The organism is Rothia sp. 18CD1-1 (assembly GCF_055285355.1).
This window is the reverse complement of record NZ_JBUZLI010000003.1, coordinates 349,066-363,599: the sequence shown is the minus strand read 5'-3', so window position 1 is coordinate 363,599 and position 14,534 is coordinate 349,066. Positions and strand designations below refer to the sequence as shown.

The following is a 14,534-nucleotide window of genomic DNA, read 5'->3' as shown; positions in this document are numbered from 1 at the left end:
ACGGCCTCTCACATCGGTGAGAGGCCGTACTGTGTGTATCCGCTGGTTGCCTACCGTTCACGCACGGTGCCACCCAGGTGGAGCCGCACCGGAAGAATATCAGCCTGCCGGGAACCGGCGGGATCGTTGTCGATGTCCCCGTTGATGGCCGCCAGCAGTCGCTCAACGGTGCGGGCGGCCATCTGCTCGATCGGCTGCACTACGGTGGCAAGCTCGGGGAGGAGGGCGCGGACTGCCGGGGTCCCATCAAATCCGATCACCATAAAATCTTCGGGTACCTTTTTTCCCCGTCGGTGCGCCCACTCCAGCGCCATGCTGGCGTAGATATCGTTGGAGGCGAAAACAGCGTCCACCTCCGGGTGCCGGTCAAGGTAGGTGTTGATGAGCCGGCGATGCTCATCGTCGGTGGCCGTGAAACCGAGCTCAACGATGCGGGGTCTAGCCCCCGCTTCTGCCATCGCCGCGTAAAACCCCCGCTGCCGCAGGTTCTCCTCCGACAGGGTGGAGGTGAGGTGCACGATCTCGCGTGCTCCCCGCTCGATGAGCGTGCTCGTCGCCAGGCGGGCACCGTAAAAATTGTCGCAAGAAATATTGGGGTAGTTGCCGGTCTGTACCCGGTCAATGGTGACCAGCGGTGCCCCCAGGTTTGGGGCGTTAGCCACCACATCGGAATGGGCGCCCGTTACCACACCGTCCACCTGGTTGCCCAGAAGCATGTCGAGGTAGCGGGCCTCAATTTCTGGGTGGTCTTCGCTATTGCAGAGAATGACCCTGTAGCTGGCATCGGCCAATTTGGACTCGATACGGTGGGCGAGTTCGCCGTAGAAGGGGTTGGCTACGGTGGGAAAAACCAGCCCGATCAGGTGGGTTCTCTGCCCCTGCAGTGAGCGGGCAATGGCGTTGGGCCGGTAGTTGATTTTACCCATGGCGGCGTGAACCTTCTCCCGGGTAGCCTGGGAGATATAGCCGCGGTTGTTGAGCACCCTGGATACTGTAGTGGGCGATACCCCGGCTACCTCCGCCACATCTTCTAGCTTGGGCTTGGCCACATTCTCTCCTTGTACACCGGTTTCCTGTTCCGGGATTTTCAAGGTTTCATTATAGGCGCTGCGGCGGCGAGGACAGAATTATTTTTTGCCTAGGTATCAAGCGGCAGGTAGCCAAGACTTTCACCGACCTGCGCTCCCCGAGGAGGAACCAACAGCAGGGCGTTTGCCCGGGCAAAGGACGAAAGCATATGCGAGCGTGACCTATCGGTCAGCGGCTGTGCTTTCCCCTCGCCGACGAGAGCGGGGACCAGCCGCTCATCGGGCTTGCCAAAAGCCGGTAACGTCTGGCTGACAACGGCGGTGGGATTGACGGGTAGGGGCCGGGCGCGTGAGCCGGCAACCAGTGCGGGAACATAGGAATAGAGGCTGGTATGGGCAGCCAGCGGGTTACCCGGTAGCCCCAAAACCAACCGGGAATCCGGGAGTAACGCCGCCAGACAGGGGTGACCGGGACGAACCGCCACCGCCTCAAACAGGTACCGAGCCCGATAGTCGGCAAGCACCCTGCGCAGCAGATCCACCTCGGAGGTTGAGGAGCCGCCGGTCAATAAGAGCACCCGAGAATTCTGCTGTTCAGCGCCCTCAAACCAGGCACGGAACTCATCGAGATTGTCGTGGAGATGAGCGGTAGAGACCGGATCTGCACCAAACCTGCGGATAAGATCGGGAAACTGTACCGAATAGGCGTCACGCACCTCACCGGGGCCGGGTATACCGCGGCTAACCACCTCGTTGCCGGTATAGGCGATAGACACGCTGAGCCGCCGGTAGACCCGGACAGTGTCGATCCCGCACACCGACAGGAAAGCGACCAGACGGGCAGAAAGTAGCGTCCCGCTCTCAGCCACCCTTGTCCCCGCCGGTATCTCCTCACCGGTACGGCGAATATCTGTCCCCGGCGCCGGAACCGGGCCGGTGGGAGAGAGAAAAACCTTACCCTCCCGCTCGGTCAGCTCGGCCTGTTCGAGCCTCAGCACTGCCTCAGCACCCGCGGGGAGAAGACCACCGGTAAGAATAGGAGCAGCATACCCATCGGTGAGCGCGGGTGCCCGCCGGTGCAGATTCTCGCGGGGGCCCGCCTCCCCGAGCTCGATAAGTCGCCAGGGCGGGCGCCCGGCACAGGCGTAGCCGTCCATAGCCGAAGAATCATAGTGCGGCAACGGAATAGGGGTAAAAACATCTTCGGCCAATACCGCCCCGAAAGCCTGCTCCAGGGAGAGCTCTTGCTCAACCGCCAGCTCACGCCCCTGCCGGTATATTCTCTCAACCGCGGTAGCCCACTGAACATGTCGCACGTTAGAATCCTTATGTCTGCCAGATAGTCGATAGTGAAAACTCTTCAGCCGCTGCGCTGAACCCGCTCCTCGCCCCGTCATTACACCTCGGTAAAACCCAGGACCCGCGCGTCCTCCCAGGTATCAATATCGTCGGTTGTCCCCGGCGGTAGGGGCAGCCGCGAAATCCTCAGCCGGGACAGGTGCCCGCGCACGGAAGTGTGAGCGGTCTGCCCGGAGAAAGCCGTGGACAGCGCCCCTGTACGGTATATGCCGGCAAGAGGCTGGAATATCCCCCCGGTTTCACCGGCAAAACCCTCGATGTGTTCGGGAGCGCTCGCGGCCGCTTTCAGCAGGTGGTCCAGGGCAATAGCTGTGCCGGGCATATCGACGGCGAACACCGCGGTCCAGTCAGCCCGTTTCTTGGCCAGGGCCGCCAATCCGGCAGCAATGGCCGCCGCCGGCCCCGCAAAGGGCGGGTGTTCGCGGGTGAGTAGAACCCCTTTCGGCAGTGGAAGGTGCGGTGGACCCACCACGACGGTGTACCGGCTGCCCTCCACCGCAGTCAGGGTGCGGGCCAGCAGCGTGTGAGAGCCGTTAGAAAGCCCCGCCTTGGGGGTGCCGCCCAGACGGGAGGAGCGCCCGCCGGCTAAAACAATCGCGTTGTAGTCCACCGTCGTCACCGTTTATCCTCCGGCAAAGGGCGGTAGCACATCGACCCGGTCACCTTCCGCCAGCCGGCTGCTGTCTTGGGCGGATACGCCGTTGATGAGAAAGGAGCACTGGGCAAGAACCTGCGCCATACTCATGCCCGAGGGGGTGGAGCCGGTGTGCCTTTTTCCCAGGTGTTCGCGGAGGCTGGCGAGCGTGGGTGGCTGGGCTGAACCGATGCTGCCCAGGCTAATTTCTTCGCTGGCGGTGGCAGAGGCTGCCCGTGCTGCGGCAAAGTAGTGGATATTCATTGAAGCTTAGCCCCCAATGGCGCTCATGGATCGGCTTGATACGGCAAAATCGGTGGGTGAGAACCCTCCGCTGTCTTGACCGTGGGCGGCGGGTTTGGCCCACATAGCGTCGCGCCAGCGGGTGGCTATATCCGCATCGCTGGCCCCCGAGCGTAGCAGCTGCATGAGGTCCGTTTCGGTTTGGGAGAAGAGGCAGCTGCGTACCTTGCCGTCGGCGGTCAGACGGGTGCGGGTGCAGGTGCTACAGAAGGGCTCGGTCACCGAGGCAATAATACCCACCTGTCCCAGCGGCTGCCGGTTGTCGGGCCGCTGGTTGTCGGCCGGAAAAACATCCCACAGATCTGCCGGGGAGGAGCCGCGCGGTCCGGGGGGCCGGGAGAGTCTAAACCGCTCCGAGAGAATTTCACGAATCCGGGCGGCGGTGATGGTCCCCTCCTGGGTCCAGCGGCGGTCAGCGTCGAGCGGCATCTGCTCAATAAAACGAAGCTGGTAGCCGGCAGCCAGCGCCCATTCGAGGAGGTCCGGTGCCTGGGTGTCGTTGATACCGGGCATGAGCACGGCATTGATTTTGATGGGGTTCAGTCCCGCTGAGGCGGCGTAGTCGATACCGCTGAGTACGTCTTTGAGACGGTTCCTGCGGGTGAGCTGGGCAAAAGTTTCGGGGCAGATGGAGTCGAGCGAAACATTAATACGGCTGAGCCCGGCCTCAACCAGGCGGTCCGCTTTCTTTTCAAGACCCATACCGTTGGTGGTGATGGAGAGAGGAATCTGCGGGTGGGCTGCATGGACCGATGCCAAAATCTCGGGTAGCTCCCGGCGCAAAAGCGGTTCGCCGCCGGTAAAGCGAATCTCCTTGATCCCCAGAGACTCAACACCGATGAGGGCGAGCCGAATAATTTCGTCGGCAGAAAGTACCCGGTCGGTGGGTAGCCAGTCGAGTCCTTCAGCCGGCATACAGTACCGGCAGCGGAGATTGCATCGATCGGTGAGGGATATGCGCAAATCGGTGGCGGTCCGTCCCCAGCGGTCGACGAGGGGGCCCGAAAGTCGCGGATTCTCGGGCATAGCTACACCGGTGGTGACCACCCGAAGGTGGGGTCCGGCAATGAGGGTGCCGGGTGAGCCGCTGCTGGTATATGCCATCAATCTAATCTTTCGATAAAATTTGCATGTTTATTGTTATATTTAGGGTATCTGAAATTCGGATAGGCCACTACACCATAATTTTCCTCAGCGTCCAAGGAGATTATCTATGTCTGCGTCTAAATTCACCAAGACAGCCGGTGTTTCTCTCGCCATGATTTCGGGGCTGACCCTGGCAGCCTGCGGCGGTAGCTCGTCGGAGTCGGCTGACTCGTCAACTTCCTCAAACAGCGGCGGTAGCGTGGAAGTTTTTGCCGCCGCCTCGCTCAACGCCGCCGGGGCCGACCTGGAAAAGGCTTACGAGGAAGCCAACCCCGGAGTGGATATTACCTTCAACTATGCGGGGTCCTCCAAACTGGTGCAGCAGATGGAGCAGGGGGCCAGCCCCGATCTGCTGATTACCGCTGACACCAAGACGATGGACACCGCGGTGGGGTCCGTTGCCGATCTCAGCGATGTCAACCCTACGGTTATTGCCACCAACGCGCTGGTGCTGGCCACCGCCGCCGATAACCCCGCCAACGTGCGGTCGGTTGAGGATCTTTCCTCGGCCGACGTCACCACCGCGATCTGTGCCGTTGAAGTCCCCTGCGGAAACCTCGCCCACCGGGAGCTAGATAATAAGGGTGTCACCCTGGGCAATGCCACCGAAGAGCAGAATGTTTCGGAGGTCTCCACCAAGGTGGCAACCGGTACCGTTGATGCCGGTTTTATCTACACCACCGATGCCGCAACCATCAAAAAAGAGCAGAATATTACCGAGATACCCCTCGATGATCTCGAGAAGAATCGCTACCCCATGGCGCTGACCAAGACCGGTGCCGAAAACAGTGCGGCTAGTTCTTTCGCCGAATGGTTGAACGGCGAGCAGGCGCAGAAAATCCTTGCCGACTACGGTTTTGGTTCAGCGGAGTAGAGGCTCTACGATTCACGATATGCTATGACCGCAAAAAACCCCTCGGCTTTCCGCACGGTCCCGGTCTTCTGTGTGTTCCCGGCCCTGCTGGGACTGCTCATGATTATGGGTCCGTTGCTCGGGCTGGGGGTGAGTATACCCTGGGGCAGGGCTGTCGAGCTCGTGAGCGATGAGGCTGCCCTGTCTGCGGGAAAACTCTCGGTGGTGACCGCGCTGATCTCCACCCTCGTGTGCGGAGTTATCGGCCTACCGCTCTCACTGGTTTTGGTGAAAGTTCTGGAGCGCACCCGGCTTCGGCGGCTTGGCCTTGCCCTCTACGCTCTCCTCTACACTCCGGTGATCCTTTCCCCTGTGGTTTCCGGTTTAGCCCTCACCTTTTTCTGGGGCAGAAAAGGGGTGCTCGGGGCCTGGCTCTATGATCTGGGTGTCTCCATACCCTTCACACCGCTTGCTGTGGTTATTACCCAGACTTTTGTGGGCCTGCCTTTCTTTGTGGCCACCACCGTCACCACACTGCGAGCTATCCCCGAGGAATATGAAGAGATAGCCCTGGTTGAGGGGGCGAACCCCCTAGAAATTACCGGTAAAGTACTGCTGCCTATCGCCGCTCCCGGCATAGCAACGGGTTTCCTTCTCTCCTTTGCCCGGGCCCTCGGCGAGTACGGGGCCACCGTAACCTTTGCCGGTAACATAGCTGATAGAACCCGCACGATACCGCTCAATATTGAACTGATGCTCAGCTCAAACTACATGGCAGAAGCGCTGGGGTCAGCCCTTCAACTGATAAGCCTCTACCTCATTATTCTGGGTATAGCGGTATTTATCTGGACATTACGGAGGCTAAGGAGTATTCCGTGAGACACGGCAAACCTCAGGTGCGGGCTCTCGCGCCGGAAACCTACCGGCAGATGGTGGCCGAGCGGATCGCGCCCCTGCTCACCGGACAGGTTGAGACCCTAGACCTGGCTGAGGTACTGGGGCGGGTGACCGCTTCGGATATTCTGGCGGTAGAGAATTCACCCGCTTTCGCCAATGCTCAGATGGACGGCTACGCCCTCACGTCGACCGCCGCCGGCAGGGAAAACCGGGTGTTTACCGTGGGGCAGGATCTACCCGCCGGTACCGATCCCACCGGGGTGCCGGTGAGCGACGATACCGCGTATCCGATTATGACCGGGGCAGCCCTTCCGGCCGGCTACCACTGCGTGGTACCGGAGGAAGCCGCAGAGATCCTGGGTCGGAAGGAGAGTGGCTTTGCTGCCGCCGGTAGCCGGGTGCGTTTACCGGTTTCTCCCGTTGGCGCCTATGTTCGGTCGGTGGGTGAAGATACCGTGGCCGGTGAAAAAATATTGTCTGCGGAAACCGTACTGACTCCGGCCCACCTGGGGGTGCTGGCTGGGCAGGGAATAGGCCGGGTGGATGTGCTTTCGCTACCGCGGGTGCTTGTGCTGACCGGGGGCGACGAGGTGGTTGATGGCGGGCAGCCGCGCACCGGTCAGATCCGCGACGCCAACGGGCCCATGCTTGAGGCTCTGCTCGCCGAGGACGGGGCGCGAACTGCCCGTCTGCAGCTCACCGATAATCCCCGGCAACTGGTGAAAGATCTCGGGGCTGCCGTGCGGGAGTTCCAGCCGCAGCTTCTTGTCTCAAGCGGCGGTATTAGCCACGGCAAGTATGAGGTGGTCAAAAATGCGGTGGGACTTTTGCGGGCGAGCTCGGGAGGGCCTTTGGCCGTGGAGGAGAGCTGGTTTGGCCATGTCGCCCAGCAGCCGGGTGGACCCCAGGGGCTTATTGGGCTCAGGTCCACGGTAGGGGACACGCAGAGCCGGCTTGGCTGGCTAGCTTTTCCCGGAAATCCGGTGAGCACCCTGATTTCTTATACGCTGCTGTTGGCACCGGTTCTAGCCCGCTATCGGGGGCAGGATACCCCGCCTCGTTACGGGCTTTTAGCGGGGGAGAACGAAATTCACGGCCTGCCCCATAAAACCCAGTTTCGCAGGGCAAAGGCGCAGATTACCTACAATCTCAGGGGCGGGGTAGAGGTCAGCCTTTACCCGGATTGCCGCACGGGCTCACATTTGCTGCAGCGGGCCAGCGGCGCAAATGCGCTGGTTGAGATAGAGGCCGATACCGGCTATGCGCCCGGTGATACTCTACGCTGGTATCGGCTATAAAATACCCAATGTACAGTTAGGGGGCCTCGATATGGCAGAGGAAAATGAACTCACCCACCTGCGCGGTGACGGTTCTGCGCACATGGTGGACGTGACCGAAAAGAAGGCTACGACCCGTACCGCGGTGGCCGAGGCCACCGTGGTTACTCGGCCCGGTGTGATTGAAAAGATTTTTGATGCGGATCTGCCCAAGGGCGATGCCCTGCCGGCAGCGCGTATTGCGGGGATTATGGGGGCCAAGAAAACCTCTGAGCTTATACCGCTGTGCCACCCGCTACCGTTGGGGAAGATCACGGTGGATTTTGAACGCCTGGACAACGGGGTGAGGATTCTTGCTGCGGTGAAGACTCGCGGAGTAACCGGGGTCGAGATGGAGGCGCTTACCGCGGTGTCGGCGGCTGCCCTCACCGTTTTTGACATGATTAAGGCCCTGGATAAGGGCGCGGTGATTACCGGTGTTCGGGTGCTCGAAAAGACGGGTGGAAAATCCGGGGACTGGGTTGCAAGTGTGAGCCGGTGAGTTTTCGGTGACTGCCGTGCACGGGAATTTTTTGAGGGAGAGGACGAGGGAAATGAGCGAGGGCGAGACTCTCAAGAAGCGAGCCAGCGGCCTGGTCGTGGTGGTATCAACCCGTGCTGCACGGGGGATCTATGAGGACCGTTCGGGCCCGATTGCCGTGGATTGGTTGCGCGGCCGGGGGTTTAAAACCCCCGACGCCACGGTGATAGAAGACCGGCAGGTGGGGGAATTTATGAGGGAGCTTCTGGGCGGCAGACGGGAGCTGCCCACCATGATTCTGACGAGCGGGGGCACCGGGCTCAATAGTGATGATCAGACGGTGGAGGCTGTGCGACCCTATCTTGAGAAAGAGATACCGGGGCTGATGCACGCTTTTTGGGCTAAGGGACTAGAATCGACACCCGCGGCAGTTCTCAGTAGGGGGGTTGCCGGGGTGATCGGGCGCAGTTTTGTGATGACTCTGCCGGGTTCGCGCGGTGGTGTACGAGACGGCTGCGCGGTGCTTGATTCGGTGCTCACCCATATTATTCGACAGCTTGAGGATTATCATGACCACTGACCGGTACAGTAACGGGCTAGAGCCCTCCGAATCGATTGTGCTTTATACGGCGGTGACCGACCGGGCTCTGGAGCCCCTATTTGCTGAGGCCCGGGGACGGGTGATGACCGAGCAGATGGGGGCGCTGGTGGTCTTTGACGGGGTGGTTCGTAATCATGACCACGGACAGGCTGTTGCTTCTCTGTCATATACAGCCCACCCGCAGGCGGGGGAATATATGCGTAAGACTGTTGAGTCAGTGGCTGCCGAGGTAGCCGGGGTACGCCTGTGGGCGGTGCACCGGGTTGGCGCTATAGCTATAGGGGAGTCCGCCCTGACCGTGATAGCAGCGGCGGCCCACCGGGGGCAGGCTTTTGAGGCATGTCAGTTAGCTGCTGACCGTATTAAGGCTGAGGTGCCCATCTGGAAGGAACAGGAAATGGCAGACGGAACGGTGGAGTGGGTGGGGCTTGACACCTAGGATTATCTGGCAGTGACGGTTGCTAGTTGTTTACCACTATCTAGCAGAAAATTTTCTTCCAAGAGCTTGACAGACATATATATTAAGTGCATACTCATAGTATCTCGATGATGAGATATAGATCTCAACTTCTTGTAGATGTTATATCTGTTCCTTTCGTTGAGATAATATTTATATAATCCGGTGGGCGGTAGATCTACCGCCCACCGGGTCGTAATAAGTAATAAGAGGAGTTAGTGTCTTTTTTTGATTATATAAAGTGTTGGTAGACTTATGAAACGTACATTTTTGATGTGTAGTACAGTTGCCGTAGGTATTGTTTTAAGCGCCTGTTCATCTGCCCAGCAAGATTTAAAGAGGGATGATTCTTACACCGCAACCTTCGACTACCAAAACAATCTCATTATCAAGCCCCTCACCGAGTATCTAGCGGGTGAGAAGAATATCAATACCTATAATCAGGCGCACGCGATCGTTATGGATCGGTGTCTGAAGTCTGAAGGGTACTCCTATCCCCAATATGAAGCTAGTGAGCTGCTGGATGGTTCGCGGGAGTACGGTATGTGGAACACCGACTATACGCAAAAATACGGTTTTGGAACCTCTCATGAGACGCTGAAACAAAACCAGAATCTAAAGGAAATTAATAATATTCCAGAAGAATATATTGAAAAATGCTACACGGAAAACCAAGAAACACTAGAAACATTTGCTCCGGTAGACGAATTTTCCTCGCTGGCGGGATCTCTGGAAGCCCAAGCAAAGAACAGGGCTAGTCAAGATCCCCGGTGGGCGGAAGCCCGCCAAACCTGGTGGCAGTGTCTCAGCGATAAAGGGTTAACTCCTGAAAAAGAAGATGGTGCATGGGGTTCCCAAGAAGCGGTAAAAATTGCCGACCAAAATCTAAGTGACCCTGCCGTGCACAAAGAATCTATCAGGGTGGCCACCATCGAGGCACAATGCTCCCAAGATACCGGAATGGCACAAAAACTAGCAGACCTTGAAGCCGCCTACCAGGGGCCCCTGATCGAAGAAAACAGGGTGGCTCTTAACCAAGAAAAAGAAACCATGGCGGAGCACCTTAAAAATGCAGAACAATATATCGCCCACAACCAATAAAAAAGGCCGTCATTCCCCCGGCGGAAAGCCGCTCATCGTCGCTCTCTTTGCGCTCCTGGCCATCGGTTCTTTAGCGGGAGCATTTCTGCTGGGTACCCGTTACCCGGTAACAGGTACCGACCCCCAAGAACAGGCATCGGCCACAGTACCCGTCTGGGGTCGGGCAGAAAACAGGGTGGTCAACAGGGGAATAAACTTGACCGGAACCGCAAAATCCGCAGAAATCACCAACCTGGTCACGCAAACAAGCGGAAGCCCCATGGTGCTTTCACTGGGAGTAACGGTGGGGCAGAACCTAGCCAGTGGCGACCTGCTGGGCCTGGTAGGGGGACAGCCCATTTTCGTCCTCGACCCACCCCTGCCCCTCTACCGCGAACTTCACCGGGGAGATAGAGGCCAAGACGTTACCTACTTTCAACAGGCCCTGGCAAAAATAGGCTACCCCACCAACACCGACGGCCTGGTCACAGAGACCACCCTGGCCGCCGTCACAGCCCTCTACCGCAGCGAAAGGCTCGATATACCGGAAGAAGGAATAGAGACCATCAGCCCCGAAAACTTTGTTCCCCTCCCCTCGGGGGGAACAAAAATTCTGCAGACAGCTCAGATAGGCGAACAGGTATCCGATGAAAAGCCCATGGTCCGGCTTGAAAAATCACCCCCCTACATTGATGCACACGTGCCGGTAGCAGCCATCGACTCGGTAGAAATCGACCGGGAATTCACAGCCATCACCAGCAAAGGAAAAACCTCTGCACGGGTGAGCGAAATTGGCGACCTCGTGCCCGGAACAGAAAAAACCGGAGCCGGCTACACCGTTCGTATGAGAGTCGAGGACACCTCGCAGCTGGTAGCAGACCAGTTCGTCTCCCTGACCAGTGGCGAGAGCCAGGAGAAAACACTGGCGGTGCCCAGCAGCGCCATCAAAGAAGACTCACGGGGTACCTATGTGCTTGCCGACAACGGGACAGAAGACCCGGAGGCAGGCCAAAGGGTGGACGTCACGGTATTACACAGCGCAGACGGCTACACCGCCATCGACGCTTCCATAGAATCAGGAACAAAGGTGCTCCTGCAATGACCGCGCAACCTATGATTGAGCTGTCCGGTATCGGCAAAGAATTCTCACCGGGTGAAAAAGTACTCGATGATATAAACCTCAAAATATTTCGCGGAGAACTGGTTGCTCTCTGGGGAAAATCGGGCTCCGGTAAATCAACCCTCCTCAACATCATAGGGCTGCTCGAAACACCGTCGTCAGGCTCATACCGGCTCCTCGGGAAGGAAACAGAAAATATTTCACAGGCGGAAAAAGACCGCCTGCGCCGTGAGGATCTAGGATTCATTTTTCAATCCTCACACATGCTCCTGGACCAGAGCACCCTCAACAACACCCTCACCGGCCTACGAATACAGGGGGTCCCCAGAAAAGAGAGAATGGGGCGGGCCCGACAAAGACTCCAAGAACTGGGCCTCGAACACAGGTTCACTACACCCACAAAACTTCTCTCCGGCGGAGAACGGCAACGCTGTGCAATAGCGCGGGCAACGGTCACCGAACCGGCCATTATCCTGGCGGATGAACCCACCGGAAACCTTGACTCGGCCAACAGCGCCCGAGTCATGGAAATATTCCAAGACCTCCACCGGCTGGGGCACACCATCCTTGTGGTAACCCACGATCCCGATGTTGCGGCCATAGCAACCCGAATCATCACCGTCGATAACGGGAAAATAAGCGAGGAGACAAGAAAGACTCCGCGGCGGGAAAAAACCGCACCGGCTATCCCACCCCGCACCGTGGCCCGGGAGGAGAAAATCGGGGCGAAACATAAAGTTAGCCGCAGTAAAAAATCAACCCGATTCCTCGATGACCTGGGCGAAACGCTGCTCACCCTGACCCTGCGACCCCTGCGCACCCTACTTTTAGCTCTCTGCTTTGCACTGGGTACGGGCGGGCTGGTACTGGCAACCAATGTGAGTCTATCGGCCAGCCAGCAGGTTAACCAAAGACTCCTCGATATCGAAAACACCGTTATTAGAAGCAGCCTAACGGGCTACAACGACCTCCTCCACCCCAATGGACCCAACGCGCACACCCTGGCAGAAAACCTCAAACAGCTCAACTATGTTCAAGAATCTAGCTGGCTAGCCAGCGTCTCACCCGCCGATATAAATATCAGCAGATTCGGCCCCCGGGACAGTGAACCGGAGCAGGCTATCGGTCTCATCAGCACAAACAATCAGCATCTTGACACCGTCTCGGCCACGCTAACACCCGAAAGCACGCGCAGCCTGGTCGACGCAATGTCCGCGCAGCTCGCTACAGCAGACACCGCCCTACCCGCCGACTCAGCCCTCATCTCCCGCTCAGCCGCCCAGACCCTGGGCCTTCTACCGCACGATGATGCACAGCTGCCGGCCGGCACAAGTGTCTGGATAGGCCGGCAACGGGTCCCCGTTGCCGGCCTGATCGACAGCAGCGAACTTGAAACTCAATTCTTTCCCTTTGTCTTGGTTCCACCCCGAATACTGCAGTCGGCGGGTGAGTACGAGGTGAATTTTTATACGCGGGTTCAACCCGGCTACTCGGCCGCCGTGTCCGGAGCAATACCGATGGCTCTCTCGCCCCAGGCCCCGGCCGCAGTCCACCTTGAGACACCGGCCAGTATCGCAGAGCTGAGAGCAGAAGTCTCCTCGGACCTCAGCCTCTTTCTTACCGCCCTTTCCACTGTACTGTTCGTTCTCGCTGTACTCTCTGCCGGAACAGCCATGTACCTCTCGGTGCAGGCAAGAACACCGGAGATAGCCCTCCGCCGGGCCATAGGTACCGGGAAAAAGGGGATTGCTCGGCTTTTTCTTGCTGAAGGGGCGCTGCTGGGGCTGATGGGAGGATCCCTGGGCGTTTTTGCCGGTAGCCTCACCACAATCTTCCTGGCCCAGGCACAGGGCTGGCAGGTAGCTATCGGCTCCCATCTTGTTCTGCTTACCCCTATCGCGGGGCTGGCTACAGGTCTCATTTCAGCCTCCTACCCGGCCTGGATAGCCAGCAGAAAAAGCCCCGCACTTGCCCTACGCGACTAGGATTGTTGGTGGACCTTTGCAACCGGATGAAAGCAGAAAATCTGTGGCAGACAAAACCTTTAGCCCCCTCGAATATAAGCTCTACGGGCGGCAGATGCTCCTGCCCGAGCTGGGGATCCGGGGGCAGCAAAAACTAAAGAATTCGCACCTGCTGGTGGTGGGTGCCGGGGGGCTGGGGGCACCGGCCCTGCTCTACCTGGCGGGTGCTGGAATCGGGCACATTACGGTGGTTGACGACGACTCGGTGGAAGTCTCAAACCTCCACCGGCAGATTATTCACACCTATGCGGCCCTGGGCAATTCTAAGGCTGAAACGGCCGCTGCGGCCGTGCGCTCGCTCAACCCCACCGTGACCATCACCAGCGTGCGGGAACGTCTGTGTGAAGATAATGTTGACCGTTTGTTTGCGGGAGTCACGGCGGTTATTGACGGTAGCGACAACTTTGCCACCCGCTACCTGGTCTCGGCCGCCTGTGCACGGGCGGGCATACCCCATATTTGGGGCGCAATATTGGGCTTTGATGCGCAAATGAGTGTTTTTTGGGCCGGGAGGGGGGGACCGGTCTATGAAGACCTCTATCCGTATCAGCCTGCTGAGGGCAGTGTGCCCACCTGTGCCACCGCCGGGGTTATCGGTGCTATGGCCGGAGTGGTGGGAACCTCGATGGCGATGGAGGCGGTGAAGGTGGTGGCCGGTATGGGGCGGCCTTTGATGGGTGAGCTTGCCTGCTACTCGGCACTTGAGGGACGCTGGGAGTACGTACCGTTGCGGGCGGCCAACCCGGTCACTGAACCCGCGGGGAGTTCCGAGCCCGGGGGAGATGCGATGGAGTCTGATGCACCGCAGGCTGATTTTTCCGGTGGTGCCCGTAGCCGGGAGACCGCTTTGCCGGCTACCGGTGCCGGTGGCGATGTTATCGAGTGTACTTTTGCTGATTTTCAGCGGTTGGAGCTTGGGAACCGGGCCTTGCTTGTCGATATTCGAGAGCCTGCAGAGTTCGCCGCACTGGCAATCCCCGGGGCGGTCAATATCCCTCTGAGCACACTGGAGAGCCAGAAAAGTTCCGACGACCTTAAGGGTGTGATTGACAGTATCTCCCGTCGCAATAATAAAACCTTAGTGATTTACTGTTCGGGTGGGCCGAGGGCGGCGCGGGCCGCGCAAATTTTACGGGAGACCGGGTGGGGAACTATTTACCGGGTCACCGACGGAATATCTGGCTGGCTAGGGGAAACTCTGGATTAAATTATGTCTTCCCGAGATTAAAAATAAT

Annotated in this window: 15 protein-coding genes; 10 read left to right on the top strand and 5 right to left on the bottom strand. The window is 58.7% G+C overall.

All coding sequences use genetic code 11. The annotated features are described in order from the left end of the window. Positions 1-50: 50 nt before the first annotated feature. From ACS1BR_RS03725 to moaA, 5 genes are all read right to left on the bottom strand, one after another. A complete protein-coding gene (locus ACS1BR_RS03725; protein WP_463560135.1) occupies positions 51-1,049 on the bottom strand; it encodes a LacI family DNA-binding transcriptional regulator in 999 nt (332 codons plus the stop codon). 89 nt (positions 1,050-1,138) lie between these two features. Next, on the bottom strand, positions 1,139-2,344 hold the full coding sequence (locus ACS1BR_RS03720) for a molybdopterin molybdotransferase MoeA (protein ID WP_463560134.1): 1,206 nt from the start codon (positions 2,342-2,344) through the stop codon (positions 1,139-1,141). Positions 2,345-2,424: 80 nt separating this feature from the next. Continuing rightward, complete coding sequence (gene mobA, locus ACS1BR_RS03715; protein WP_463560133.1) at positions 2,425-3,006, bottom strand: molybdenum cofactor guanylyltransferase; 582 nt, start codon at positions 3,004-3,006, stop codon at positions 2,425-2,427. Between the two features lie 3 nt (positions 3,007-3,009). Beyond that, positions 3,010-3,285, bottom strand: a complete 276-nt coding sequence (locus ACS1BR_RS03710) for a MoaD/ThiS family protein (protein WP_463560132.1) — start codon at positions 3,283-3,285, stop codon at positions 3,010-3,012. Between the two features lie 6 nt (positions 3,286-3,291). Further along, positions 3,292-4,428, bottom strand: a complete 1,137-nt coding sequence (moaA, locus tag ACS1BR_RS03705) for a GTP 3',8-cyclase MoaA (protein WP_463560131.1) — start codon at positions 4,426-4,428, stop codon at positions 3,292-3,294. A 109-nt stretch (positions 4,429-4,537) separates the two neighbouring features. Between moaA and modA the strand changes: the two genes are divergently transcribed. The 10 genes from modA (at position 4,538) to ACS1BR_RS03655 (ending at position 14,506) form a co-directional block, all read left to right on the top strand. Continuing rightward, the gene (gene modA, locus ACS1BR_RS03700) at positions 4,538-5,344 is read left to right on the top strand and encodes a molybdate ABC transporter substrate-binding protein (RefSeq protein ID WP_463560130.1); all 807 of its coding nucleotides are present in this window, start codon (positions 4,538-4,540) and stop codon (positions 5,342-5,344) included. A gap of 24 nt (positions 5,345-5,368) precedes the next feature. Then, complete coding sequence (locus ACS1BR_RS03695; RefSeq protein WP_463560129.1) at positions 5,369-6,202, top strand: ABC transporter permease; 834 nt, start codon at positions 5,369-5,371, stop codon at positions 6,200-6,202. After that, positions 6,199-7,518 (top strand): molybdopterin molybdotransferase MoeA, encoded by a 1,320-nt coding sequence (locus tag ACS1BR_RS03690; RefSeq protein ID WP_463560128.1) that lies wholly within the window; start codon positions 6,199-6,201, stop codon positions 7,516-7,518. The genes ACS1BR_RS03695 and ACS1BR_RS03690 overlap by 4 nt, the downstream gene beginning before the upstream one ends. A 31-nt stretch (positions 7,519-7,549) precedes the next feature. After that, complete coding sequence (gene moaC / locus ACS1BR_RS03685) at positions 7,550-8,038, top strand: cyclic pyranopterin monophosphate synthase MoaC (protein ID WP_463560127.1); 489 nt, start codon at positions 7,550-7,552, stop codon at positions 8,036-8,038. Positions 8,039-8,090: 52 nt separating this feature from the next. Beyond that, positions 8,091-8,597, top strand: a complete 507-nt coding sequence (locus ACS1BR_RS03680; protein ID WP_463560126.1) for a MogA/MoaB family molybdenum cofactor biosynthesis protein — start codon at positions 8,091-8,093, stop codon at positions 8,595-8,597. Next, positions 8,587-9,057: a molybdenum cofactor biosynthesis protein MoaE gene (locus tag ACS1BR_RS03675; RefSeq protein ID WP_463560125.1), complete on the top strand. Its 471-nt coding sequence runs from the start codon at positions 8,587-8,589 to the stop codon at positions 9,055-9,057. Before ACS1BR_RS03680 ends, ACS1BR_RS03675 begins: the two co-directional genes overlap by 11 nt. Before the next feature lie 273 nt (positions 9,058-9,330). After that, a complete protein-coding gene (locus tag ACS1BR_RS03670) occupies positions 9,331-10,176 on the top strand; it encodes a hypothetical protein (RefSeq protein WP_463560124.1) in 846 nt (281 codons plus the stop codon). After that, positions 10,145-11,257, top strand: coding sequence for an efflux RND transporter periplasmic adaptor subunit (locus ACS1BR_RS03665; RefSeq protein WP_463560123.1), 1,113 nt, complete (start codon positions 10,145-10,147; stop codon positions 11,255-11,257). Before ACS1BR_RS03670 ends, ACS1BR_RS03665 begins: the two co-directional genes overlap by 32 nt. After that, on the top strand, positions 11,254-13,260 hold the full coding sequence (locus ACS1BR_RS03660; protein ID WP_463560122.1) for an ABC transporter ATP-binding protein/permease: 2,007 nt from the start codon (positions 11,254-11,256) through the stop codon (positions 13,258-13,260). The genes ACS1BR_RS03665 and ACS1BR_RS03660 overlap by 4 nt, the downstream gene beginning before the upstream one ends. 43 nt (positions 13,261-13,303) lie before the next feature. Beyond that, a complete protein-coding gene (locus ACS1BR_RS03655) occupies positions 13,304-14,506 on the top strand; it encodes a ThiF family adenylyltransferase (RefSeq protein WP_463560121.1) in 1,203 nt (400 codons plus the stop codon). The last annotated feature ends 28 nt before the right edge of the window (positions 14,507-14,534 follow it).